This is a genomic window from Microbispora sp. NPDC049125, assembly GCF_040802045.1.
Taxonomy (GTDB): Bacteria; Actinomycetota; Actinomycetes; order Streptosporangiales; family Streptosporangiaceae; genus Microbispora.
In genome coordinates this window covers 84,545-107,732 of the sequence record NZ_JBEZDW010000027.1, presented here as the reverse complement: position 1 = coordinate 107,732, position 23,188 = coordinate 84,545, and the positions used below count along the sequence as shown (strand labels likewise).

The following is a 23,188-nucleotide window of genomic DNA, read 5'->3' as shown; positions in this document are numbered from 1 at the left end:
CTCATCCCGCCTCACCCCGGCCCGCGCGCCAGAAGCCGCCGATCGTGCCGCCCTCCCGGCGCGGCGCGGGGGAGACCTCGGCGGGGCCGGGAAGCCAGTCCCGCGGCCCGGCCGCCCGGGCGAGCAGGTGCTCGACGTAGGCCAGCCGTACGGCCGCCGCGCCGTCGAAGCCCGGCTCGCCGTCGAGCCACTCGTCGGGCACGAGGGCCGTCACCTCCTCGAGCAGCTCGCGGGTGACCCGCCCGGCCAGCTCGGCGTCGGCCCGCGCCAGCTCCGTCGCGTACGGCCCGAGCACGTGGTCACGGCCGTCGAACCGGCGCCGGGGGTCGGCCGTGGGCCAGTTGTGGTGGAACCACAGGGCCGCCCCGTGGTCGATCAGCCACACCCCGCCGTGCCAGACGAGCAGGTTGGGGTTGCGCCAGCTGCGGTCCACGTTGTGGATGAGCGCGTCGAACCACAGCACCCGGGAGGCGAACCCGGCGTCGGGCTCCCAGCCCAGCGGGTCGAAGCCGAGCGCGCCGGGGAGGAAGTCGATCGCCAGGTTGAGGCCGGCACTGGCGGCGAGCAGGTCCTGGATCTCCTCGTCCGGCTCGCGCGCGCCGAGCTGGGGGTCGAGGTCGATCACCTTGAGCTCGGGGGTGGCGAAGCCCAGCCGCCGGGCGAGCTCCGCGCAGACGATCTCCGCGACGAGCACCCGGCGCCCCTGCCCCGCACCACGAAATTTCACGACATAGGTGCCGAGGTCGTCGGCTTCGAGGACGCCGGGCAACGACCCCCCTTCGCGGAGGGGCGCGACGTACCGCGTGGCCGTGATCTGTTCCAGCACGACAGGAAGGCTACCGGGGTCCGGCGGGCGCTCCCCTCCTCGCGTCCGCCGGACCGCTCAGCGGGTGGAGCTGGGTAGCCACCACATCCGGCCGCCCGCGACCTCGTGGTAGACGTCGAGGAGGTCCAGCCCGGTGATCTTGCTTCGAGACTCCGCCGCGGCCCAGGCGAACACCCCTCGCGCGATCGCGCCGGGCTCCTGCTGCACGCGCATCGCGTAGACCAGCGCCCTGATCTCGTGGACCTTGTGGTCTTCGGGGTCGGCCTGCGCCGCAAGCTCGGCGAGCTGGCAGGCCAGCCGGAGGTCGCCGTCGGCGGCTGCGGTCACCGCCTTCCCGGATATCGACGCCGGGCCCGCCGTCAGCTCGGCCACCGCGCGGGCGAAGACCGCGTCCGGAGCGGGCTTGAGGTGCGCCGGGTTGCCGTCGTGCCAGCCGCCGTGCAGCCGCCAGATGTTGCGGACGATGAACTCCGGCTCGTCGTAGTGGGGGCGCAGGTAGGCCCGGCCGGCCAGCTCCGGCGGCGCCTGCACGGCCTGAAGGACCTCGTCGAGGCGCGCCCCCGCGTTCATCAGGTCGAGCGTCTGCTCCACCAGGCTGTCGAGGTAGTCGGCGGTGTCGGTGAGGGCCTGCCGTACGCGGCCGGGTCCCACGACGGGCAGCCCGTGACCCGGCAGGAGCAGCTCCGCGTCGAGCGCCGCCATCGCGCGCAGCGCGACGGCCCACTCGTCGGGATAGCGCTGGACCTTGTGCGGGCCGCCGGCGCCCGGGGCCGTCCAGGCGAACAGGTCGCCGGTCAGCAGCACCCCCCGCTCGGGCAGGAAGGCCCAGGTGGCGTCGTCGGTCTCGCCCCGCGCGTGGCTGAGCTGGAAGGTGACGTCCCCGAGCGACAGCTCCAGATCGTCCCGGTAGGTCAGGTCCGCCCGCCGGGGGGAGGCCGGCCATCCCATGCAGAGGAAGCCCAGCTCCCGCAGGCCGTTCACCGAGTTGTGCCCGGCCATCCTGGCGTAACGGGCGAACCTGCGGGACATGGCCTCGTGCGCGACCACGACCGGCCGCGGGCCGGGCTCGCCGTCGAACGCGTCCATGCCCGCGATGTGGTCGAGGTGGCCGTGGGAGAAAACGGCGTACCTGACCTGCTCGTCGGACCAGTGCCTGACAGCCCGGTACATGGCGGGGGCGTCGGCGGCGTTGCCGGTGTCGAACAGCGCCAGGCCGTCCGCGCTCCGGATGGCGTAGACGTTGCCGCACGCGGGCCACATCGCCACGCCGTAGGCGATCTCCTGGGCACCGTCGCGGCGCAGCTCCCCGAAGGGCACGTCGCCAGGGAGCACGGAGCCGCGCCACAGGCTGTCGGCGCATTCCAGGATCGGTGACTGCATGGTGTCGAGCTTGTACGCGAGCGGTCCCCGCGCCCAGTAGGGAGGTCCCTAAACCGGGGGCGCGGGGCGCGTCACAGCTCGCCCCGCTCCACGGCGAGGGCCAGCTCGACGCGGGACCGCAGCCCTGTCTTGGCGTAGACCCTGGTGAGATAGACCTCGACGGTCTTGCGGCTGTAGTGCAGCTCCTCGGCGATCTGCGGGTTGCTGAGCCCGCCGGCGACGAGCCGGATCACCCGCCGCTCGCTGGGCGTGAGCCCGCCCGTCTGCTCCACCGCGCGGCCCGCCGCGCGCAGGTGGCGCTCGGCCGACGCCCGCCACGGCTCGGCCCCCAGCCGGGTGAAGATCGCATGGGCGCGGTCGAGCTGCGCGCCGTCGCCGGCGACGCCGAGGACGAGCCGGGCCCTGGCCTCCTCGAACGGCAGGCCGTCGGCCCGTGCCCGTTCCAGTGCCGCCCCCGCCCGGGAGCGGTCGCGGAACGTCCACCCCATCACCAGGTCCGCGACGAGCAGGGCACGCGGCGTGCCGCCCCGCGACCGCTCGTCCAGCGCGACGGCGGCTGTGCGGCACGCCTCCGTGTCGCCGATCGCGGCGTGCATCATCACCTGTACGGCGAGGGCCCGGAGTATCACCTCGGGCACGTCGCACATGAGCGCCGTCTCCAGCGCCCGCCGGGTCGCCCCGCGGTCGCCGAGGCTGAGGGCGAGGCGGGCCCGCGCGACGGCCCGCAGCCCGATCTGCAGGGCGCAGCCGGGAGGTGGATCGGAGATGACCCGGGCGGCCTCCTTGAACTTGCCCTGGTCGATCAGGATGTCGAGCTGGATGTTGCGCAGCAGTGCGAGGTTCTCCAGAAGACCGGCCTCGGCCAGCGCACCGGCGTCGCTGTCGATGTCGAGCAGCGCCTGATCCCATTCCCCGCCGAGCCGCCGGACGACCGACATGGTCCGCACGTGCTGCCCGGCGATGTCGTGCCAGCCCAGCCCGCGGTGGATCTGCTCGGCCTGGGCGAGCAGCTCCACCGGCTGCGAGCGCTGGCCCGCGATCGACAGCACGTGGGCGGCCGTCTCCAGGGAGGCCAGCCGGGCGCCGGGCGGCAGGGCCGCGGCGAAGCCCAGCATGTCGTCCACGGCGCGCCGGGTCTCCTCCCAGTCGCCCTGGATGAGGGCGTGGACCGCCAGGGAGCCCAGGGTGATGACGCGGTCCTCCGGCGGGCATCCGGCCAGCCCGGCCCACGCGCGGCGGGCCAGCTCGCCCGTCGGGTGCCCCATCGCCGCGTTGATCAGCGCCTGCTGCGCGAGCAGCGCCGCGGGGTCGTCGGCCTCGGGCATCCGGCGGCGGGCGATGTCGAGCGCCACCTCGTACCACCCCATCGCGTGCGCGGCGCCGACGGCGGTGTACGCGCTGCGCGTGGCCCGGCGGCCGGGAGGCAGCACGGCCAGAGCCCGCTGCGCGCTGTTCAGCGCCAACGCCGGCCGGGAGCCCTTCCAGTAGGCCATCGCCTGCCTGGCCAGCAGCTCGCCGTTGTCGGGGCAGATCTCGGCCGCCTTGCCGTACCAGTGGGCTGCCGACAGCGGCGCCGTCCAGCGGGTCAGCTCCGCGGCGCGCAGCACGGCGGGCAGCGCCTGGCCGGGCGAGCCGCCCTCGGCCATGTGCGTGGCCCACTCCAGGATGCGCTGCGTGCCGGTCAGCCCCTCCCGCTCCAGCAGCCCGCCGATCCGGGCGTGCACCTCCCGCCGCCCCTCCTGGCCCAGGTCCTCGTAGAGCGCCTCCGCGACGAGTGGGTGCGTCAGGGCGTATCCGTCACCGGATCGGGTGACGATGCCGTCGCGCACCAGGCCGTCGAAGGCGCGATCGGCCTCCGGCAGGCCGAGGCCGGCCAGCTCGGCGAGGACCGGCAGCCGGGCCGTCTCCCTGGTCCGCGACAGGGCGGCGAGCACCCGCGCGAGGTCGCGCCCGCCCTGGTCGCGCTGGAACAGCCGGCTCAGGATCGCGCCGCGCCGTGCGCCGGGGTCGGCCGACCGGACGGCGCCGCCCTGCACCAGCGTCAGCACGGCCTCCTGCACGAACCAGGGGTTGCCGCGGCTCACCGCGTGGATGCGCTGCAACACCGCGTCGCTGGGCGTGCGGCCCAGCAGGGCCGTCACGAGCCCCTCCACCTCGTCCAGGGTCAGCGGCTCCAGCCGGACGGCCAGGTCCACGTCGAGGGCGGGCGGGTGGCGGGCCGTACCGAGGATCGCGATGTGCGGGAAGCGGCGCGACACGGAGCGCAGCACGCTGAGGGTGTCGGCGTCCGCGAGATGCAGGTCGTCCAGGGCGATCAGCGTGGGGCCGGGCAGCGACTCCAGGAGCTGGGCCGCGAGCCCGGCCGCCGACCGCCCGAGCCCTGTGACCGGAGCCTGTTCGAAGGCGTCTTCCAGCTCTTTCAGCGCGCCGGCGCGATCCTCCCGCAGCGCCATGAACACGGCGTTCAACGGTGCGTAGGCGCGGCCGCCGTCGAGCTCGCGTGCCTGCCCGCGCAGCACCCGGAAGCCGGGCAGCCGGGCCGCCACCTCGCCGAGCAGGTGGGTCTTCCCGATGCCGGGCTCGCCGCAGACCAGCACGGTTCGCGGTGGCCCGGAAAGGGCCGCGATCACCCGATCGAGGATTTCGGCCCGTCCGATCGTGACCGCCGAGGATTCCACGGCTGGCGGTCACCCCCTTCTCATCCGTCCCGACGATGTGACATAAGGACGCGGCACAAAGGTTGAACGTTCACACGGAATGTGACGCGGTATGCGGGCGAGCGCAAGGGATTCGGAAATGTTCTCACAGGGCGGTCCTCCGCCGGCCCCCGTCTTCCGCGCCGCGCCCCGGCGGCGGCCGCGCCGAGACGGCCACGACGTCCCCTTGCCGGGCGAGCAGATCCTGATCCGCCGGGAAAAGCCGACGCCGATTGTCAGCCTTCGCTGCGAGCATGGCCGGCATGACGAACTCACTGGCAGGAAAGGTCGCGCTGGTCGCCGGGGCGACGCGGGGAGCCGGCCGAGGCATCGCGGTGGAGCTGGGCGCGGCGGGGGCCACGGTGTACGTGACAGGTCGCAGCACCCGGGAGCGGCGGTCGGAGATGAACCGCCCGGAGACGATCGAGGAGACGGCCCGGCTGGTCACGGCCGCGGGCGGGCGGGGGATCGCCGTACCCGCCGACCACCTCGACCCCGCCCAGGTCAGCGCGCTGGTCGACCGGATCGACGCCGAGCAGGGCCGCCTCGACGTGCTGGTCAACGACATCTGGGGCGGCGAGCTGCTGTTCAGCTGGACCGACCGGCTGTGGGAGCACTCGCTCGACGACGGCCTGCGGATCCTGCGGCTCGCCGTGGACACGCACATCATCACGAGTCATTTCGCGCTGCCGCTGCTGATCCGGCGGCCCGGCGGCGTGGTTGTCGAGGTGACCGACGGCACGGCCGAGTACAACGCGGCCAACTACCGCGTCTCGTTCTTCTACGACCTGGCGAAGGTCTCGGTGAACCGGATCGCGTTCAGTCAGGCCAAGGAGCTCGCGCCGTACGGGGCGACGGCCGTGTCGCTCACGCCCGGCTGGCTCCGCTCGGAGATCATGCTGGGGCACTTCGGCGTGACGGAGGCCACCTGGCGGGACGCTCTGGCGGTACAGCCGCACTTCGCGATCTCCGAGACGCCGGCGTTCACGGGGCGGGCGGTCGCGGCCCTGGCCGCCGATCCGGAGGTGAGCCGCTGGAACGGGCGGTCCCTGTCGAGCGGGCAGCTCGCCCAGGTTTACGGCTTCACCGACGTCGACGGCAGCCGGCCGGACGCCTGGCGGTATCTCGTCGAGGTCCAGGACGCCGGTAAGCCCGCCGACGTCACCGGCTACCGCTGATCTCCGCGCCTGTCCGGGCCGTACATCCCCGCCAGCCGGCCGGCGGCCTCGGCCATCCGCGCGCGCAGCGACGGGGGACCGAGCACCTCCACCTCGGGCCCGAGACGCAGCATCTGGCCGAAGGCCACCTCCAGCGACTCGACCGGCAGGCGGGTCACCACCCAGCCGTCGCCGTCAGAGCCCCCGGCCGCCTCCCCGGCCCGCCGTACGGCCGGCGGTTCCGCGACGAACCGCAGCGCGCGCAGGCCGGTCGGGCTCAGCCGTACCGAGACGGACTCGGTGAGCAGCGACTCCACGAAGCCGGCCGCCGTCTCCGCCCAGAACGCCGGCAGGTCGAAGGCCTCGTCGCGGGTGAACGTCGCGCCATCGGGGTCGGCGGCGACCACCCGGTCCACACGGTAGGTCCGGTAGTCGCCGTGGACGCGCCCCACCAGGTACCAGACGCCCGCCTTCAGGACCAGTCCGTACGGCTCCACCGTGCGGACGACCTCCTCCCGCCGCCGGTAGCGCAGCCGTACGGTCCGGTCCTCCCAGGCGGCGCCGGCCAGGGCCGCCAGCATGGGCGGCGGATCGGTCGTGGCGAACCAGCCGGGCACGTCGAGATGGAAACGCCGCCCGGTCCTCGTGGCGGCGTCCCGGAGACCGGGTGGCAGGGCGGCGATCAGCTTCAGCCGGGCCGAGGCGGCGACGTCGGCGAGGCCGAGCTGCCCGGCCGGACCGTCCAGCCCGGCCAGGAAGAGCGCCTCGGCCTCGGCCCGGCTCAGGCCGGTGAGCCGGGTCCGGTAGCCGTCCATCAACCGGTAGCCGCCCCGCCGGCCGCGGTCGGCGTACACGGGGATGCCCGCGGCCGACAGGGCCAGGACGTCTCGGTAGACGGTCCGGTCCGACACCTCCAGCTCGCGGGCGAGATCCGCGGCGGTCATCGTCCCGCGCGACTGGAGCAGCAGCACCAAGGAGATCAGTCGAGAGGCACGCATCCCTTCGATCATGGCCTTTGAGGGCCGCCTCCGGAAACCGGGTCCGGATCCGGATCCGGATTCGCCTCGCCGGGATCGCCGGCGGTCGTCAGCGCCTGCCCGGTGACGGCGGGAGAAGGGCGACCTGGTACCGGTCGCGATAGGCCACCCGGGAGCCGGAGGCGTTCTTGATGCGGATCACCCGTACGGTGTGGCCTGCCTCACGCAGCTCGGCCCGGTGGGCCCGGCCGTACACGCGCCAGCCCTCCTCGGTGTACCAGAACCGGACGCGGCGGTTACTCAACGGCGGCATGCGAAGCCCGTCCAGCGAGGAGCACGGACCGCCCGACGCCCACGCCCCGCGCAGGCGCGTGCCCGAGGGCCGGTCGCCGTCGTGTCGGGGGATGTCCGCGTCCACCTGGCTCGTGATCGCGTCCGCCAGGATCCGATAGAGCATGCCGCCATTGTCGTCCACGTCCTGCTCGGCGATCGAGAGTTAGAACTTGTTCTAGGATTCGCGTCATGACGACCGACCTCGAGGCGCGGCTCGCGGCGCAGGCCGTCCTGTCGCAGCAGGCCAGGGAACTGGTGGACGCCGTCGTGCTGACAGATGTGGACGAGGGCGAGATGGCGGCGGTGGCCGCCGAGCTCGTGGCCCTCACCGAGCGGCTCGGGGCGGTGCGCCGCGACGGGCCGCGGCCGCACGAGCTCGGGCCCGACGGAATGTTCCGCCACCTCGGCAACGCGGTCGTCGGCGCGTGCAACCCGCACGCCCTGCCGCTGGTGGTGCGCCGGACCGCCGACGGAGTGAAGGCCGACGTGATGTTCCGCCCGTCACACGAGGGGCCGCCGGCGTCGGTGCACGGAGGCGTCAGCGCGATGATCCTCGACCACCTGCTCGGAGAGGCCGTGGCCGCGTCGGGCCGGGCCGGCATGACCGGCACGCTCACCCTCCGCTACCTGCGTCCGGTGCCGTACGGCGAGCCGCTCGCCGGGACGGCCGCCGTCACCCGGACCGAGGGACGCAAGACCTGGGCCGAGGGGGCGATCACCCTCCCGGACGGCACGCGGCTGGCCGAGGCCACCGGCCTGTTCGTCACCCCCGCCCTGTGGCGGTGAGCCGCGCCGGCACGGGCCCGGCCGGTCGAGGCGGTCAGCGGACCTTCGTATCCCCCGGGGGAGGGCTCGTGGAGGGGTCGTCGTCCGGCTCAGGACAGGGCGGCCCCTGGACGGTCACGGTGTCGGAGGCCGACGCGCCTCCCGGCGAGGCGGTGACGGTCACCGTGCGCACGTCGGTGAAGCCGCACTTGGGCTGCCTGAACTCGGCGCCGAACGACCGGGTGTAGTCCTTGGCGCCCGACAGGGTGTCCTTGCCGGAGTCCTCGAACGTCAGCGTCTGCTCGGCGTACGTCAGCCGCTGGGTGAAGGCGACCGAGAGGCTGACCGGGGCGGTCGAGCCGGTCTTCACACCGACCGTGACCGTGGTGCCGTTCCACGAGCCGATGGAGACCGTCGGGGGCGGGCACCGCGGCCCCGGCACGCGGATCTCCCGGGTCTGCGGGCCGCCGGGGGCGGCCGGGTCGGTGGAGACGCGGACGCCGAGGACGGCGACCTCGCCGCAGGCGACCGGGCCGATGCCGCTCTTCACGGTGAAGGCGTAGGACCGCTTGCCCGTCAGCGTGCGCGTGTCGTCCCCGGCGGCCTCGCCGTCCCGGGTGAAACGGGTGGACACCTTCACCGGGCCGGTGCCGCCGGCCCCGACGGCGACCGCGGCGGACGCTCCGTCCCAGCGCGAGATGGCCAGGGACTCCACGGCGGGCGGCGGGCAGGGCGGACCGGCGACCTTGACCAGCTTCCCGCGGGCGCCGCCGGCCGCCGCGGGGACCGTCTCGATCCGGACCTCGCGGTAGACGGTCGTGCCGCAGGCCGGTGTGGCGAAGCCGTACTGCAGGCCCGTGTTGTAGGTTCGCGCGCCTTCCAGGGCGATCGTCTCCGGCGGGCGGGCGGTGAGGCTGCCGGGTGACGGCCCGTCGGAGAACCGGGCGGTGAGCAGGACCCTGGCCGTGGTGCTGGCCGCGACCCGGAACTCCGCCGCCCGGCCGTCGAACCGCGTGATGCCGAGAGCGGTGACCGCGAGCGGCCGGGGAGAGGGCGGCGGAGGAGAGGGCGGCGGGGTGTGCGGCGGGGTGTGCGGGGGCGGGGTGGTGACCGTGCCAGACGTCGCTCCGGTCGTGGGACTGGTGGGCCCGGCACCTGTCCCGCCTCCGTGCCCGTCGGTGGGCTCGCTCGTGGGATCGGTGACGGGCTCGTCGGTGGGATCGGTTGTCGCCTCATCGGGAGGCCGTACCGTGCTCGGCTCCGCGGAGTCGCCGGGATCGGTGCCGGACGGCGTGCCGGCCGTCGGGGCGGCGCTCTGGCTGTGCGGCGGCGGGGTGAGCAGCGTGTTCTGGGCGACCGGGGTCTGCCGGTTGGCGGCGATCAGCGCGGCGACGACCACGGCGGACAGCACGACCCCGCCCAGGGCGAACCGGGGGGCGAAGTGCGCCATCCGGTCGGCCAGCACCGTCCTGGCGAGCGACGTGGAGACCTCGACCGGCTCGGCCGGGGTCGCCAGGGGAAACGTGAGCGCGAGCAGGGTGGCCAGCTCCGCCAGGTGGCGGCGGCCGCGCTGCTCCCAGTCGGGGCCGTGGGCCGCGACCGCCGCGGCCTCCAGATCGGCGATGAAGGCCCGTGCCGTCGGCGGCCGGTCGGCCGGGTTCTTGGCCAGCCCCCGCAGCACCAGCCCCCGCACCGAGCCCGGCACCTCCAGCGCGGGGATCGGCGCGCTCTGGTGCTGGTGCCGCAGCCCCGCCGGGTGGTCCGCGCGGTACGGCCGGTGCCCGGTGAGGCACTCGAAGAACACGCAGGTGGCAGCGTAGACGTCGGTGGCGGGGCCGGCGGGGCTGCCGGTCCACTGCTCGGGCGCCATGTACGGCGGGGTGCCCGCGGGCGTGTCCGGGCTGCCGCTGGGAGTCGCGATGCCGAAGTCGGACAGCTTGCTCGCGCCGTCCGCCTGGATCAGCACGTTCTCCGGCTTGTAGTCCCGGTGGACGATTCCGGAGGCGTGCGCGCTCGACAGCCCGGCGAGGGAGCCCTTCAGCACGACCAGGGCCGCCTCCGGGCTGGTCGAGCCGTGCTCGGTGAGGATCCGGCGCAGCGGGACCCCGTCGACCAGCTCCATGACGATCGCCGCGCCGTCGCGGGCCTCGACGTACTCGTAGAGCCGCACCACGTTGGGGTCGTTGAGCTCCACCATGACGCGGGCCTCGCGCCGGAACCCGGCCAGGAAGCGAGGGTCGCGCCGCAGCTCCTCACGCAGGTACTTGATCGCGACGTAGGCGCCGGTGGTCGAGTAGGTCGCCAGCACGACGCGTCCGGCGCCGCCCGCGCCGAGCTCGCGCACCTCCCGGTATCCCGGAACCGACCAGGCGTTCATGACGCCGCCCCCTCGGATAGCCCTGAACCAAGGTCTCACCCGAAAGGGCGGTTGTCACCGGAAGAAAATGTCACCTCAGGGATGTAATCCGGCCGTGCGCCCGCCACGTCCGACCCGCGTCCGACTCGCGCCGGGCCCCTGGGGCGGCCCCCGCATCGAAGCCGGACGCGCGTCAGAGGCGCGCCAGGCGCTCCGCCGACCGCGCCGCGAGCTCCCGCGCCCGGCCCGTGCCCGTATTTGGGCCCGTATTTGGGCCCGTACTTGTGCCCGTACTTGTGCCCGTTCCCAGGAGCCGGCCGCCGCGCTTGACGGCGCGCCCGGCGACGAACACGGTGTCCACGGCGGCCGGGCCCGCTCCCACCACCGCCGCGACCGGGTCGTGCACCGGCGCCAGACCGGCCGCCTCCCCGTCGAGCAGGACGATGTCGGCCTGCTTACCCGGCCGCAGCGAGCCGATCCGGTCGTCCATCCCGATCGCCGCGGCGCCCTCGATCGTGGCCATCCGCAGCACGTCCGCCGTCGTGAGCCGGGGTGCGTCCCCCCGCCCGGGCCGGGAGTTCTCGGCGGCGAGGGCGGCACGCATGGCGGAGAACAGGTCGCCCGGCACGACCGTCACCGTGTCGGCCCCGAGCCCGGTGGCGACGCCGGCTGCCCGCAGCCGGCCCGTCTCGGGCAGGCCGTGCCCCATCCGGCACTCGACCTCCGGGGTCACCGACGCCGTCCCGCCGGTGCCGGCGATGAGCTTCAGCCCGTCGTCCGGGACGCCGTTGACGTGGACGAACAGCACGTCGGGGCCGAGCAGCCCCATCTCGTGCAACCGTTCCACCGGGCCCTCGCCCATGGCGTGCAGGCTGATCCGCAGGTCCAGCTCCCGGGCCAGCAGCCAGTCCTCCCGCGCCGCCTCCGGCGGCCCGAAGACCGGCCCCCAGGCGGCGAAGGCGGGGGTGACCAGGCCCGGCTCTCCGGCGGGGAAATGCTTCTCCCGCATCCGCCGCACCGCGCCCGGGTCGCGCCCGGCGTCGTCCGTCCCCGGGTGGCCGTACGCGAAGACCGCGCGGACTCCCGACTCGCGCAGGGCCGCCACCTCCGCGTCGGTGTGGTCCGGCGTGAGCTGGACGTGGGACCAGTCGAAGACGGTGGTGACGCCCGCGTCGAGCGCCTCCAGCGCCCCCCACAGGACGCCCGCGTACACGTCGCCGGGGTCGTACGCGGGGGCGAGCCGCCCGAGGACCAGCGTCAGGTACTCGCCGAGGGTCCGGTCGGCGCAGACTCCGCGCAGGACGGCCTGCCAGAGGTGCCGGTGAGTGTCGACGAGGCCGGGCATGACGATGCGGCCGGTCGCGTCGACGACCTCTGCCCCGGGCTCGGGCGGGCCGGGGTCCGGGCCGACGGAGACGATCACGCCGTCCTCGATGACGACGACCGCTCCCGGGAGGGCGTGCGGCTCCGGCTCGGTGTCGACCACGGTGCCGCCGGTGATGTACGTACGCATGTGTTTTCCTTCCAAGAAAGCTTTAGCAAAAGCTTTTCGAAAAGCTATCAGGGAAGCGAGCTAGGCTCAAGCCATGAGTGACCGGGACCGCGTGGACGAGCTGATGGACGGATGGCGTGCGGAGCTGCCCGCGGCGGCGACCGTCCAGCTTGAGATCGTCAAGCGGGTGGGCCGGTTGAAGGGCCGGATCGAGGAGACCACCCAGGCCGTCCTCGGCCGGCGCGGCCTGACGTACGCCGAGTTCGACGTGCTGACCACTCTGCGGCGGTCCGGCGCCCCCTACCGGCTCAAGCCCAGTGCGCTGGCCTCCCGGGCGATGCTGACCAGCGGGGGGACGAGCAACATCCTCCAGCGGCTCACGGGAGCCGGGCTCGTCGAGCGGGAGCCCGACCCCGCCGACGGGCGCAGCTCCTGGGTCCGGCTCACCCCGCTCGGCGTGGCGAGGTGCGAGGAGATGTCGCTGGCGACGACGGAGGCCCACCGTGCCCTGTTCGCGGGCGTCTCGGAGCCGGCCGCGCGGGCCCTCGCCGACCTGCTGCGCGAGACCCTGCTCGCGCTCGGGGACCGGGCCGAGGACTGACCCGCGGGCCCTGCGCCGGTGCGATGGCCCTCAGGCGCCGAGGATCCGGGCGGACTCCGACTCCTCGGCGAGCCGGCGGAAGACGTCGAGCACCCTGCCGTAGAGCACCGTGCAGACGACCAGCGTCTCGACGGCGACCTCCCTGGGCCCGTCGAACGGGATCTTGCTCATCTCGTGCTCGGTGGCGAGCCGCATCGCGGCCGTGGCGTACGGCAGGAGGTCGGAACGCTCGGCGGCCATGCCCAGGCGCTTGAGCGTGACCAGCGTCTGGGCGAGCTCGTCGCGGGTGGGCGCGAACGGGGTCACCTGCCAGCCGAGCTCGGCCAGCAGCTCGTCGACCGTCTCCCGGGCCTCGCGCCAGTCCTCGTCGCCGGGTTGCGGCTCCACCTGTGCGCCGATGGCGTAGTGGGCGGTCCCGAGCATCTCGTGCACGCCCCGGTCCTCGTCCTCGACGGCCTCGATGACCTTCCGGATCGAGGCCACCGGCAGCCGCCCGACCTCAAGCAGCGCCCGGATGAGGCGCAGACGGCGCAGGTGCGCCGGGCCGTACTCCGCCCGGGTCGCCGAGGTCTGCTGGCCCTGTGGGAGCAGGCCCTCGCGCAGGTAGTACTTGATCGTGGGGATGGAGACCCCGGATTCGGCGCTGAGCTCGGAGATCCGCATACGGGCGATGTTACTGGATAGCTCAGCTATCCAGGTGTCGGCGCGCCCACAGGGTCGCGGCGACGAGCTCGGCCACCAGCGTCTCGGTGAGCAGTGCGACGCCCGGGTCGTCGTCGTGCCGGTACCGGATCGCCCCGGCCTGGCCCTCGGCCTCGCCGCCGACCGTCACGAGGGTCGAGCCGCGCCGCCTGATCCATTCCATGGCCTGGTCGTCGTAGCGCGACCCGGGGAACAGCAGCGCGCGGTAGTCGCGGGTCTTCGTCAGGTACACGTCCACGTGGGCCCAGTCGCCCGTCTCGCAGGCGTCCGCCTGGCGGCGCGGCCCCTCGCGGAACATCAGCGCCGACTGCTCGGCCGACGACAGCCGCTCCACGGGAGCGATCGCGTACACGCCGTCGGGCCCGTCGAGCAGGCCGGCCGTCTCCGCCAGCCACTCGCCGCGCCGGTCGAGCAGGTCGGCGCTCGCCTCCGCCGCCCGTCGCACAAGGGCCGCGACGCCATCGGGTGCCGCGCCGCCGGGGGCCCCGAGGGTGAGGAGCAGGGCGAGGGTGTGCTGGAAGGTGCGGCACGCCACGCCGCCGCGCTCCTCGCCCGCCGCCATCGGCACGACGAGGTCGGCCCCTTCGGCGACCGGCGACTCGGGCCGGTTGGTCAGCGCCACGACGAACGACCTGCCCCTGTGACGGGCCAGCGCGTCGAGCGTCTCCCGGCTGCCGCCCGAGGCCGAGATGGCCACCGCGACCGTGCCGGGGCCGGGCGGCGTGCCGTACGCGGCCGAGGCGTATTCGGCGACCGCGTCGACCCCGGCCGCCCGCAGCCGCTAGGCCGCCACGCCCGCCGCGTACCGCGAGCTGCCCATGCCGAGGAAGACGATCCGCTCGAAGCCGTCCGGCAGCCCCTCGAACGGGTCGCCCCGCTCCAGCAGCAGGGCGAGCCCCTCCAGCGCCTCCGGCTTGGCCTCGAGATCCGCCAGGAACAGCTCGGCGTCCACGTCCACCCCTCGTTCAGGTCAGTCGTACCAAGACCGCAGCACGCCCATCGGGGCGTACCGCCAGCGCGGCAGGTGCCGCGCCGCGTAGATCAGCTCGCGGCACTCCTGCTCGACCTCGAACGGCCGCAGCAGCGACCGGTCGAGCAGCTCCGGCCGGCCCGCCCGGGACAGCGCGTCCGCGTAGGCGCCGTCCAGCGCGGCCCGGGCGGCCCCCGCCCACGCGGCCATGGCGGCGGGGTCGGCCGACCGCCTCCGCACCGCGATCCGTCCCACGTGATCGAGGCTGGTGGCGAGCTGCGCCAGGTCGCGGGCCGCCGGCTGGAAGGCGTCCGCCTCGGCGACCGTGGGGTTGCCGTCGAAGTCGACCACGGCGTAGCCGCCCGTCCACCGCAGGATCTGGCCGACATGCAGGTCGCCGTGCACGCGGATCAACGGCGTGGGCGCGGAAGAGGCGAGCGGCGCGAGCTCCCGCCGCAGGTCCTCCTCGTGCCCGGCGAGCCATCGGCCGTCCTCGCCGCCGGTCAGCTCCAGCGCCTCCCGCAGCGCCTCGCCGGCCCGCGCCGCCCAGGCGCCGGGGGGCGACAGCCGTACGGGATCGGGGAAGCCGGCGGACGGCGCCGCCATCGCGAGGTGGAGCTCCGCGGCGAGGCGGCCGATCTCGCCGGCGAACGCCGTGCGGCCGGCGACCGCCTCGTCCACGCACCACTCCCAGCCGTCGCGCGCGCCCGGCAGGTACGCCGTCACCAGAGCGACGAGCGCGTCCTCCCAGAAGATCGCGGCGTACGGCCTGGCTGTGCGGGGGAAAGCGGCGAGATGGGAGAGCAGGGCGGGGGCCGGATGCGGCGCACGCGACGGCCGGGGGAACCACTTCACCACCACCGTCTCGCCGGCGATGACCGAGTGGTTGGTCTGGTCTGCCGTGATGGCCCGCTCCCCGGGAGGCACGGCGGGCAGCGGCGCCCAGGAGCGCACCGAGAACGGCGGCGGAGGGGCGGCCCCCTCGGCGAGAGCGCGCACGACGGCGGAGGTGACGCCCTCCCCGGCCTTCACCGCGAGCGCGCCGTCCGGTGCGCAGGACACGCGGGGCCACTCCCCGGCACCCGCGCCTGCGCCCACCCGGTCGTTCATGGGGCGTCCTGTGAGAGCGGGTTGCCGGTGGCGAGGCGGGCGTAGTCGAGGATCAGCCCGGCCGCCGTCTCGGGGTCGATCGAATGGTGCCGGGCGACGATGCGGTAGCCGTACGCGTCTTCGAGGGCGACGAGGGTGCGGCCGATCGTCTCGCAGTCCTGCGCGGGCGTGAAGACGCCCTGGGCCGAGCCGGTCTCGAGGATCGCCTGGTACATCGCCACCTGCCGGTCGAACAGCGTGGTGAGCAGCGTGGCGTACACGCGGTTGCGGCCGGCCGCGCCCCCGAGCTCGCACAGCAGCCGCACACCCGGGTCGTCGGGCCCGTCGGGCAGCCCCGAGCGGATGGTGACGACGAGCTTGCGGGCCGGGTCGGCGATGCCGCCGACCTTCTTGACCCGCTGCTCGTAGAACCGCTCCATCCCCGCGTGGTGCGCCTCCATGAGCAGCTCGCGCAGGTCCGGGTAGTGGTAGAGCACCGCGCCGGAGGTGAGGCCGGCCTCCTCGGCCACCTGGTTGAGGTGGACGCCCTCCCCGTGCTGGAGCATGGCCCGCCGCGCGGCCGCGATGAGGTCGGCGCGCCGGGCCGCCCTGTTCTTGCGCTGAGTCATTGCACCCCGCTTCATCTCACGCCGCCTCATGATGTCGCAGCTATTGACGGGTTCGCCAGTCAAGCATTTGAATCGCGATTCAACTAGTTTCCGAGGAGCCCCCGATGCCGGACAAACCGCTGACGATCCTGTTCATGCCGGAGAGCGCCTATGGGCCGACCAACAACTGCGTCGGCATCGGGGACGTCCTGCGCCGCCGGGGCCACCGCGTGGTGTTCGCCGCGGAGGCGTCCTGGAAGGGGAAGCTGGAGGCGCTGGGCTTCGAGGAGGAGCTGGTCGACCTGGCGCCGCCCGCCGAGGAGGAGCAGGACCCCGGGCAGTTCTGGAAGGACTTCATCCGCGACACGGCGCCGGAATACCGCAAGAGCACGCTTGAGCAGCTGGAGACGGTGACCAAGCCCATCTGGGAGGCGCTGATCGACGGCGCCAGGCACTGCGAGCCCCAGCTCAGGTCGATCATCGAGCGGGTCGGGCCCGACGTGATCGTGGAGGACAACGTCATCGCGTTCCCCGCTCTGGTGACGGCCGGGGTCCCGTTCGTGCGGATCGTGTCGTGCAACCCGCTGGAGGTGAAGGGCCCGGGCGTCGCGCCGCCGTTCTCCGGGCTGGCCGCCGACGGGGCCGGCTGGGCCGAGTTCCGCGCGGAGTACGACCGGACGCACCGCGAGGTGTGGAGCGCCTTCAACGCGTGGGTGACCGAGCAGGGCGCTCCCGCGCTGCCCGACCTGGAGTTCATCCACGAGGGAGACGCCAACCTGTACGTGTATCCCGAGATCGTCGACTACACCGCGGACCGCCCGCTGGGCGCCTCCTGGACGCGGCTCGACTCCTCGGTACGCGAGACCGACGAGGAGTTCACCCTCCCCGACATCCCGGGGGAGGGGGCGCTGGTCTACTTCTCGCTGGGCTCGCTCGGCTCGGCCGACGTGGACCTGATGCGCCGGGTGATCTCCGTGCTCGCCCGGACGCCGCACCGCTTCATCGTCAGCAAGGGGCCGCTCCACGAGGAGATCGAGCTCGCCCCCAACATGTGGGGCGCGGAGTTCGTCCCCCAGACGAAGATCATCCCGCTGGTCGACCTCGTCATCACCCACGGCGGCAACAACACCACGACCGAGGCGCTGCACTTCGGCAAGCCGATGATCGCGCTGCCGCTGTTCTGGGACCAGTACGACAACGCCCAGCGGATCCACGAGACCGGCGTCGGCGTCCGCCTCGACACCTACCGGTTCACCGACGACGAGCTCACCGGGGCCCTCGACCGGCTGCTCGGCGACCGTGGGCTGCGCGCCCGGCTTGAGGAGGCGGGCGAGGAGATCCGCCGCCGCGACGGCCTGCGCCTGGCCGCCGACGTCATCGAGAAGATCGCGGCGCCGTGACGACATTGATCAACCCCGCCGACGGGCGGGCCCTCGCCGAGATGCCGGACACGCCGGTGGCCTCGGTGGCCTCCGCCGTACGGGCCGCGCGTGAGGCCTTCGAGCAGTGGCGGGAGACGACGCCGGGGGAGCGGGCCCGCGTGCTGCTGCGCCTGGCCGACCTCGTGGAGGAGGACGCCGAGGAGCTGACCCGGCTGGAGGTCGAGGAGACCGGCAAGCCCGCCGCGGTCTTCAGGGACGGCGAGCTGCCGTTCGCCGCCGACAACCTGCGGTTCTTCGCCGGGGCCGCGAGGTCGCTGGAGGGCACGGGCGCGGGCGTGCTCAGCGCCGGTTACACCTCCCTGCTGCTCCGGCGGCCGATCGGGGTCGTCGGGTCGATCACGCCGTGGAACTTCCCGTTCGTCATGGCGGTGTGGAAGATCGGGCCGGCCGTCGCGGCGGGCAACGCCGTGGTGATCAAGCCGGCGCCGCGCACGCCCCGCACCACGCTGCGGCTGGCCGCGCTCGTCGCGCGGGCCGGTGCGCCCGAGAGCCTGGTGCAGGTCGTGACCGGCGGCGCCGACGTGGGGGAGGCGCTGGTGGCCGATCCCGGGGTCGACATGGTCAGCGTCACCGGCTCCACCGAGACCGGCCGCGCCGTCATGCGGGGCGCGGTCGCCGGGCCGAAGCGGGTCCATCTGGAGCTGGGCGGCAAGGCCCCCGCGCTGGTCTTCGCCGACGCGGCCCTGGAGGACATGGCGGCCGGCGTCGTGATGGGCGCCACGTACAACACCGGGCAGGACTGCACCGCCGCCACCCGCGTCTACGTCGAGCGGTCCCGGTACGGCGAGGCCGTCGAGGCGCTCCGGGAGGCGCTGGCTCGCGTGCGTCCCGGCGACCCCTGGTCGGCGGGCGCCGACATCGGGCCGCTCATCTCGGCCGAGCACCGCGACCGGGTCCACGGCTTCGTCTCCCGGGCGTCCGGGCGGGTGGTGCACGGCGGCCGGCCGGTCGACGGGCCCGGCTTCTACTACGCGCCCACGCTCATCGCGGACGCCGAGCAGTCGAGCGAGATCGTGCAGGGCGAGGTCTTCGGCCCGGTGCTGGTGGCGCTGCCATTCGAGGGGGAGGACGAGGCGGTGCGCCTGGCCAACGGCACGCCGTACGGCCTGGCCTCGTCGGTGTGGTCCTCGGACGTGTCACGGGCGCTGCGCGTGTCGCACCGCCTGGACGTGGGCGTGACCTGGGTCAACGACCACCTGCCCATCGCCTCGGAGGCGCCGCACGGCGGCGTCAAGGGCAGCGGTTTCGGCAAGGACATGAGCCACGAGGCCGTCCTGGAGTACTCGGCGACCCGGCATCTGATGATCAAGCATGCCGCGCCCCGGGAGCGTGACTCCTTCCGCCCGGCCTGACCACCCCTCAGGCTCCGGGGACGTTCTTGAGCGCCTCCCGGCGGCTCAGCCCGGAGATGCCCTGGTGGTTGACGTACTTGACCACCTCGTCGGGGTTGGTCTTGGCGTACTCGCGCAGCGCCCAGCCGATGGCCTTGCGGGCGAAGAAGCCGGTGTCGGACAGGCTCGGCTCGATGCACGCGTAGAGCAACCCGACGTCGGTCTTCTCCTTGAAGGCGTTCTGGCTGAGGATCGCCGACCGCCGCTTCCACAGGTCGGAGTCGCGCGCCCACTCCAGCATGAGCGGGCGCATGGTCTCGGGGTACAGGCGCAGCAGCGTGCCGATCCGGTGCACGGCGATCTCGTCCACCAGGTCCCACCAGGCGCCGGTGACGATCATCTCCTCGTACATCGGGACCGTGTAGAGCGTCTGCCAGGGCCGGTAGAACCGGTGCGCCGACAGCTCGATCGCGGCGTACCGCTCCTCGCGGTACTCGGCCTCCCGCCACAGCGCCAGCACGGCCTTGCGCCACTCCGGAGCGCTGTCCAGGCGATGCTCGGCGAACACCTTGCGCAGCGCGGCCCGGCGCGGCACGGCGGTCACCCCGAGGAAGGGCATCTCCGACTTCATGTACGCCCGCATCGCCGCGGCGCGGGCGGGGTCCGCCGCCTCGGACAGCGCGAAGCGCACCGCCTTGAGTAGCGTCATGAGTGCCGGCGCCCCGTCGCGAGGCCGTCGAACACGACCTTGACGAAGTGGTCGGCGATCGTCGTGGTGTCGAGCCGCCCGTTGGGGCGGAACCAGCGCACGGTGACCCAGATCGTGTCGCGCATCATGCGGTAGGTCAGCTTGGGGTCGACGTCGGCGCGGAACTGGCCGACGGCCTGACCGCGCTTTATCTGCTCCATCCACATGCGCTCGATCTCGTCCTCCGCCCGCACCAGGTAGTCGAAGCGGTCCCCGGGCAGCGAGCGCAGGTAGTTCCAGTCGTTCTGCATCACGGTGATGGCGGCGCGGTGCACCTCCAGCGTCCCGAACCCGATCCGCACCATCTCCGACAGCACCGCGCGCGGGTCGTCCTCGCTGGCGAGCGCCGCCCGGTAGCGGGCCGTCACGTCCTCCAGGAAGGTGCGGAGCACCTCGTCGACGATCGTCTCCTTGGAGTCGAAGTGGTGGTAGAGGCTCCCGGAGAGGATGCCGGCCTCCAGGGCGATCTCCCGCACCGTCGTCGCCTGGAAGCCCTTGCGCGCGAACAGCTCGGCGGCGAGCTTGACCAGGTGCTCCCGCCGCTCCGACGGCGATCCCGTGGCGGCGGCCCTTTTCGCCTTCACCGGAGCGGCTGTGCCGCCGGAGTCCTTACGCTGATTCACGGACCCATTATGGCCGTCGAGCAAGAGCTTGTTCACCCTGCCGTCACTCCCGCCCTAGGGCAGGATCGAACCTATGGCGAAATTGGGCTATCCGTTCACGTTGGGGGTGGCTTCTGGGGAACCGTTACCCGACGGGGTGATTCTCTGGACCCGCCTCGCCCCGGAGCCGCTCCATCCGGCGCAGACCGGGGGCATGCCGGGCCGGGCCGTGGGCGTCGCCTGGCAGGTCGCCGAGGACGAGGCGTTCTCCCGCGTGGTCCAGTCCGGCACGGCGCAGGCGCAGCCCGACTGGGCCCACAGCGTCCACGTCAAGGTGGCGGGCCTGCGCGCGGGCGCCGACTACTTCTACCGGTTCTCGCTGGAGGGCCACGTCAGCCCGGTGGGCCGCACGAGGACCGCTCCGGCCTCCGCCTCCACCGACCCCGTCAGGTTCGCGTTCGTCTCCTGCCAGCGCTACGAGCACGGCCACTTCACCGCCCTGCGCCACCTCGCCGCCGAGCGTCCCGACGTGATCCTCCACCTCGGCGACTACATCTACGAGTACGGCAAGCCGGCCAACCCCGGCGCCGGGCGCTACGTGCGCCCGCTGGAGTCGACGGCCGAGTGCAAGACGCTGGGGGCCTACCGCAACCGGTACGCCCGCTACCGCATGGACGCCGATCTGCAGGCCGCCCACGCCGCCGCGCCGTGGATCGCCATTCCGGACGACCACGAGGTCAGGGACAACTGGGGCGGCGCGCTCCCCGGTGACGGCAGCGGCTCCGCCGCGTTCCTCAAGCGGAGGGCCGCCGCCTTCAAGGCGTACTACGAGCACCTGCCGTTGCGGATCCGTCCCACCGGGGCGAGCCTGCAGAACTACCGCTGGCGGCCGTACGGGCGGGTGGCCGACTTCCTCCTCGCGGACGCGCGGCAGTACCGGCAGGGCTCCGACATGCTGGGCGCCGCGCAGGAGCGGTGGCTCACCGCCAGGCTCACGGGCTCGACGGCCCGGTGGAAGGTGCTGGCGCAGGCGGTGTTCTTCGCCCAGCGGCGCTTCCCGCTGGAGCCCTCGAGCTCCGACGCGTGGGACGGCTTCCCCGGCTCCCGCGCGCGGGTGCTCGCCGCGGCGCCGGACGGGCTGGTCGTGATCAGCGGAGACGTGCACGCCGGGTGGGCGAGTGACCTGAGGGCGGACTGGGCCGACGCCACGTCGAAGGCGCTCGGCGTCGAGTTCGTGGGCCCCTCGGTCACCAGCATGCCGCCCATCACCGACGCGAGCGCCATCCTGGCGATCAACCCGCACATCGCCTTCTTCGACAGCCGGCACGGCTACGTCTCCTGTACGGCGAGCATGGACGGCCTGCGGGCCGACTACCGGGCGGTGAGCTTCGTGGACCGGCCCGGGGCCCCGATCGCGACGATCGCCGGTTTCGAGGTGAAGGACAACAGGCTGCACCGGCTCGACGTGTGAGAACCCAGGCGTGTCCTCTAGTAAATAGGAAACTTTCCTATTAGATTGCCGGACATGCCTGAGCGCTATGTCGCGGGTGCCGGCCTCGGGGGCGCCACGTGAAGCGAAGCCCTGACCTGCTCCGTCTCGCCGACGCCGTCCTCCTGCCCGGCTTCGCGGGGACCTCCGCCCCCGGCTGGGTGCGGCGCCGGCTCGCCGGCGGGATGGCCGGCGTGGTGCTGTTCTCCCGCAACGTCGGCACCCCCGCCGAGCTGGCCGCCCTCACCGCCGAGCTGCGCGCCGACAGTCCCGGCATCCTGATCGGCATCGACGAGGAGGCCGGGGACGTCACCCGGCTCGAAGCGCGCACCGGCAGCTCCCGGCCGGGCAACTACGCCCTCGGCGTGGTGGACGACGAGGGGCTGACCGAGCAGGTGGCCCGCGACATCGGCCGCGACCTGCGGGCGGCCGGGGTCAACCTCGACTTCGCCCCCGCCGCGGACGTCAACTCCAACCCCGGCAACCCGGTGATCGGCCTCAGGTCGTTCGGGGCCGACCCCCTGCTGGCCGCCCGGCACACCGCCGCGTGGATCCGCGGCCTGCAGTCGACCGGCGTGGCCGCCTGCGCCAAGCACTTCCCCGGGCACGGCGACACCACGGTGGACTCCCATCACGGCGTGCCGAGGGTGACGGTCACACGGGAGGAGCTGGCCGAGGTCGAGCTGCCGCCCTTCCGGGCGGCCATCCGGGAGGGCGTACGGTCGATCATGACGGGCCACCTCCTCGTCACCGCGTACGACCGGGAGCTGCCGGCCACGCTCAGCCCGCGCGTCCTCACGGGCCTGCTCAGGGAGGAGCTCGGCTTCCAGGGAATGATCGTCACCGACGCCATCGAGATGGCCGCCGTCTCCGGCCCGTACGGCATCGGCGGCGCGAGCGCCCGGGCCGTCGCCGCCGGCGCGGACGCCGTCTGCGTGGGCGGCGAGAACGCCGACGAGGCGACCGTCGACCTCATCCGCGAGGCCGTCGCCGACGCCGTCACCCAAGGACGGCTGCCCGAGGAACGCCTGGCGGACGCCGCGGCCCGCGTGCGGGCGGTCACCGCGTGGGAGCCGGGCGGCCACGACACCGCGCCGCCGGGGGCGATCGGCCTCGCCGCCGCCCGCCGGGCCGTGCGGATCACCCACCGCGACGGCACGGGCGGCGTCCTCCCGCTCCCGGCCGCCCCTCATGTGGTCGAGCTGACCCCGGAGACCAACCTCGCCATCGACAAGGGCATGCCCTGGGGGGCGGGCGAGCCGCTGCGCGCGCTGCTGCCGGGCACCACGGTCGTCCGGCTGGGCGAGCGGGACGCCGTCGACGGCCTGCCCGGCGCCGCCCTCCACCAGGCCGGCGGCCGGCCCCTCGTGATCGTGGTGAGGGACGCCCACCGCCATCCGTGGCAGATGCGCGCCCTGGAGCGGATGCTCGCCGCCCGGCCGGACGGCGTCGTCGTGGAGATGGGCCTGCCGGGCCGTACCGACCTGGGCGCGGTGCACATCGCCACGCACGGCGCCGCCCGGGTCTGCGGGCAGGCGGCGGCCGAGGTGCTCGCCGGGATCGTCCCCGCCTGAGCCCCGCGGGGGGCGGGGGACCGGCGCCTTCGGGCCGTCCCTACGATTGG

The 23,188-nt window shown here is 73.9% G+C and carries 21 protein-coding genes; 7 read left to right on the top strand and 14 right to left on the bottom strand.

Features of this window, described 5'->3' with window-relative positions:
- Position 1 precedes the first annotated feature (1 nt).
- The 3 genes from AB0B72_RS27620 to AB0B72_RS27610 form a co-directional block, all read right to left on the bottom strand.
- The gene (locus AB0B72_RS27620; RefSeq protein WP_367741944.1) at positions 2-826 is read right to left on the bottom strand and encodes a HipA family kinase; all 825 of its coding nucleotides are present in this window, start codon (positions 824-826) and stop codon (positions 2-4) included.
- A 57-nt stretch (positions 827-883) separates the two neighbouring features.
- Positions 884-2,206 (bottom strand): alkyl sulfatase dimerization domain-containing protein, encoded by a 1,323-nt coding sequence (locus AB0B72_RS27615; RefSeq protein ID WP_367741943.1) that lies wholly within the window; start codon positions 2,204-2,206, stop codon positions 884-886.
- A 71-nt stretch (positions 2,207-2,277) separates the two neighbouring features.
- Complete coding sequence (locus AB0B72_RS27610) at positions 2,278-4,884, bottom strand: AAA family ATPase (protein WP_367741942.1); 2,607 nt, start codon at positions 4,882-4,884, stop codon at positions 2,278-2,280.
- 281 nt (positions 4,885-5,165) lie between these two features.
- Between AB0B72_RS27610 and AB0B72_RS27605 the strand changes: the two genes are divergently transcribed.
- Positions 5,166-6,080: an SDR family oxidoreductase gene (locus tag AB0B72_RS27605; protein WP_367741941.1), complete on the top strand. Its 915-nt coding sequence runs from the start codon at positions 5,166-5,168 to the stop codon at positions 6,078-6,080.
- Here the strand turns inward: AB0B72_RS27605 and AB0B72_RS27600 are convergent.
- Positions 6,071-7,057, bottom strand: coding sequence for a helix-turn-helix transcriptional regulator (locus AB0B72_RS27600; protein ID WP_367741940.1), 987 nt, complete (start codon positions 7,055-7,057; stop codon positions 6,071-6,073). The two genes, AB0B72_RS27605 and AB0B72_RS27600, sit on opposite strands and share 10 nt — an antisense overlap.
- 88 nt (positions 7,058-7,145) lie before the next feature.
- Complete coding sequence (locus AB0B72_RS27595) at positions 7,146-7,493, bottom strand: hypothetical protein (protein WP_367741939.1); 348 nt, start codon at positions 7,491-7,493, stop codon at positions 7,146-7,148.
- A 65-nt stretch (positions 7,494-7,558) separates the two neighbouring features.
- On the opposite strand from AB0B72_RS27595, the gene AB0B72_RS27590 reads away from it, so the two are divergent.
- Positions 7,559-8,155: a PaaI family thioesterase gene (locus tag AB0B72_RS27590; RefSeq protein WP_367741937.1), complete on the top strand. Its 597-nt coding sequence runs from the start codon at positions 7,559-7,561 to the stop codon at positions 8,153-8,155.
- 34 nt (positions 8,156-8,189) lie between these two features.
- On the opposite strand, the gene AB0B72_RS27585 is transcribed toward AB0B72_RS27590, so the two are convergent.
- A complete protein-coding gene (locus tag AB0B72_RS27585; protein ID WP_367741936.1) occupies positions 8,190-10,511 on the bottom strand; it encodes a protein kinase in 2,322 nt (773 codons plus the stop codon).
- A gap of 172 nt (positions 10,512-10,683) precedes the next feature.
- On the bottom strand, positions 10,684-12,003 hold the full coding sequence (locus AB0B72_RS27580; protein ID WP_367741934.1) for an amidohydrolase family protein: 1,320 nt from the start codon (positions 12,001-12,003) through the stop codon (positions 10,684-10,686).
- A 73-nt stretch (positions 12,004-12,076) separates the two neighbouring features.
- Between AB0B72_RS27580 and AB0B72_RS27575 the strand changes: the two genes are divergently transcribed.
- A complete protein-coding gene (locus AB0B72_RS27575) occupies positions 12,077-12,583 on the top strand; it encodes a MarR family winged helix-turn-helix transcriptional regulator (protein WP_367741931.1) in 507 nt (168 codons plus the stop codon).
- A 30-nt stretch (positions 12,584-12,613) separates the two neighbouring features.
- Here AB0B72_RS27575 and AB0B72_RS27570 read toward each other — a convergent pair whose 3' ends face one another.
- From AB0B72_RS27570 to AB0B72_RS27550, 5 genes are read right to left on the bottom strand one after another with little or no spacing between them, the layout of a single operon-like run.
- On the bottom strand, positions 12,614-13,246 hold the full coding sequence (locus AB0B72_RS27570; protein ID WP_367741929.1) for a MerR family transcriptional regulator: 633 nt from the start codon (positions 13,244-13,246) through the stop codon (positions 12,614-12,616).
- 22 nt (positions 13,247-13,268) lie between these two features.
- Complete coding sequence (locus tag AB0B72_RS27565) at positions 13,269-14,063, bottom strand: SIS domain-containing protein (protein ID WP_367741962.1); 795 nt, start codon at positions 14,061-14,063, stop codon at positions 13,269-13,271.
- Between the two features lie 3 nt (positions 14,064-14,066).
- Positions 14,067-14,237 carry a hypothetical protein gene (locus AB0B72_RS27560; RefSeq protein ID WP_367741927.1) on the bottom strand — a complete coding sequence of 57 codons (171 nt, stop codon included), beginning with the start codon at positions 14,235-14,237 and terminating at the stop codon, positions 14,067-14,069.
- An 18-nt stretch (positions 14,238-14,255) separates the two neighbouring features.
- Complete coding sequence (locus AB0B72_RS27555; protein WP_367741926.1) at positions 14,256-15,365, bottom strand: hypothetical protein; 1,110 nt, start codon at positions 15,363-15,365, stop codon at positions 14,256-14,258.
- Positions 15,362-15,973: a TetR/AcrR family transcriptional regulator gene (locus AB0B72_RS27550; protein ID WP_367741924.1), complete on the bottom strand. Its 612-nt coding sequence runs from the start codon at positions 15,971-15,973 to the stop codon at positions 15,362-15,364. The genes AB0B72_RS27555 and AB0B72_RS27550 overlap by 4 nt, the downstream gene beginning before the upstream one ends.
- A gap of 104 nt (positions 15,974-16,077) precedes the next feature.
- Here AB0B72_RS27550 and AB0B72_RS27545 point away from each other — a divergent pair, with 104 nt between their 5' ends.
- Both AB0B72_RS27545 and AB0B72_RS27540 read left to right on the top strand, forming a co-directional pair.
- A complete protein-coding gene (locus AB0B72_RS27545) occupies positions 16,078-17,352 on the top strand; it encodes a glycosyltransferase (protein WP_367741922.1) in 1,275 nt (424 codons plus the stop codon).
- The gene (locus tag AB0B72_RS27540; RefSeq protein WP_367741920.1) at positions 17,349-18,746 is read left to right on the top strand and encodes an aldehyde dehydrogenase family protein; all 1,398 of its coding nucleotides are present in this window, start codon (positions 17,349-17,351) and stop codon (positions 18,744-18,746) included. The genes AB0B72_RS27545 and AB0B72_RS27540 overlap by 4 nt, the downstream gene beginning before the upstream one ends.
- Positions 18,747-18,753: 7 nt before the next feature.
- Here AB0B72_RS27540 and AB0B72_RS27535 read toward each other — a convergent pair whose 3' ends face one another.
- Together AB0B72_RS27535 and AB0B72_RS27530 are read right to left on the bottom strand one after the other, a co-directional pair.
- Positions 18,754-19,434, bottom strand: coding sequence for a DNA alkylation repair protein (locus AB0B72_RS27535; protein WP_367741919.1), 681 nt, complete (start codon positions 19,432-19,434; stop codon positions 18,754-18,756).
- Positions 19,431-20,096, bottom strand: a complete 666-nt coding sequence (locus AB0B72_RS27530) for a TetR/AcrR family transcriptional regulator (RefSeq protein ID WP_367741918.1) — start codon at positions 20,094-20,096, stop codon at positions 19,431-19,433. Before AB0B72_RS27530 ends, AB0B72_RS27535 begins: the two co-directional genes overlap by 4 nt.
- Positions 20,097-20,169: 73 nt before the next feature.
- On the opposite strand from AB0B72_RS27530, the gene AB0B72_RS27525 reads away from it, so the two are divergent.
- Both AB0B72_RS27525 and AB0B72_RS27520 read left to right on the top strand, forming a co-directional pair.
- Entirely contained in the window at positions 20,170-21,546 is a 1,377-nt protein-coding gene (locus tag AB0B72_RS27525) for an alkaline phosphatase (RefSeq protein ID WP_367741915.1), read from the top strand.
- A gap of 98 nt (positions 21,547-21,644) precedes the next feature.
- Complete coding sequence (locus AB0B72_RS27520; protein ID WP_367741913.1) at positions 21,645-23,138, top strand: glycoside hydrolase family 3 protein; 1,494 nt, start codon at positions 21,645-21,647, stop codon at positions 23,136-23,138.
- Positions 23,139-23,188: the final 50 nt, after the last annotated feature.

Excerpts from the sequence above, each read along its gene's own strand:
- AB0B72_RS27615 (WP_367741943.1), bottom strand. The coding sequence starts at position 2,206 with ATGCAGTCACCGATCCTGGAATGCGCCGACAGCCTGTGGCGCGGCTCC.
- AB0B72_RS27605 (WP_367741941.1), top strand. The coding sequence starts at position 5,166 with ATGACGAACTCACTGGCAGGAAAGGTCGCGCTGGTCGCCGGGGCGACG.
- AB0B72_RS27600 (WP_367741940.1), bottom strand. The coding sequence starts at position 7,057 with ATGCGTGCCTCTCGACTGATCTCCTTGGTGCTGCTGCTCCAGTCGCGC.
- AB0B72_RS27595 (WP_367741939.1), bottom strand. The coding sequence starts at position 7,493 with ATGCTCTATCGGATCCTGGCGGACGCGATCACGAGCCAGGTGGACGCG.
- AB0B72_RS27590 (WP_367741937.1), top strand. The coding sequence starts at position 7,559 with ATGACGACCGACCTCGAGGCGCGGCTCGCGGCGCAGGCCGTCCTGTCG.
- AB0B72_RS27585 (WP_367741936.1), bottom strand. The coding sequence starts at position 10,511 with ATGAACGCCTGGTCGGTTCCGGGATACCGGGAGGTGCGCGAGCTCGGC.
- AB0B72_RS27580 (WP_367741934.1), bottom strand. The coding sequence starts at position 12,003 with ATGCGTACGTACATCACCGGCGGCACCGTGGTCGACACCGAGCCGGAG.
- AB0B72_RS27575 (WP_367741931.1), top strand. The coding sequence starts at position 12,077 with ATGAGTGACCGGGACCGCGTGGACGAGCTGATGGACGGATGGCGTGCG.
- AB0B72_RS27570 (WP_367741929.1), bottom strand. The coding sequence starts at position 13,246 with ATGCGGATCTCCGAGCTCAGCGCCGAATCCGGGGTCTCCATCCCCACG.
- AB0B72_RS27555 (WP_367741926.1), bottom strand. The coding sequence starts at position 15,365 with ATGAACGACCGGGTGGGCGCAGGCGCGGGTGCCGGGGAGTGGCCCCGC.
- AB0B72_RS27550 (WP_367741924.1), bottom strand. The coding sequence starts at position 15,973 with ATGACTCAGCGCAAGAACAGGGCGGCCCGGCGCGCCGACCTCATCGCG.
- AB0B72_RS27545 (WP_367741922.1), top strand. The coding sequence starts at position 16,078 with ATGCCGGACAAACCGCTGACGATCCTGTTCATGCCGGAGAGCGCCTAT.
- AB0B72_RS27535 (WP_367741919.1), bottom strand. The coding sequence starts at position 19,434 with ATGACGCTACTCAAGGCGGTGCGCTTCGCGCTGTCCGAGGCGGCGGAC.
- AB0B72_RS27525 (WP_367741915.1), top strand. The coding sequence starts at position 20,170 with ATGGCGAAATTGGGCTATCCGTTCACGTTGGGGGTGGCTTCTGGGGAA.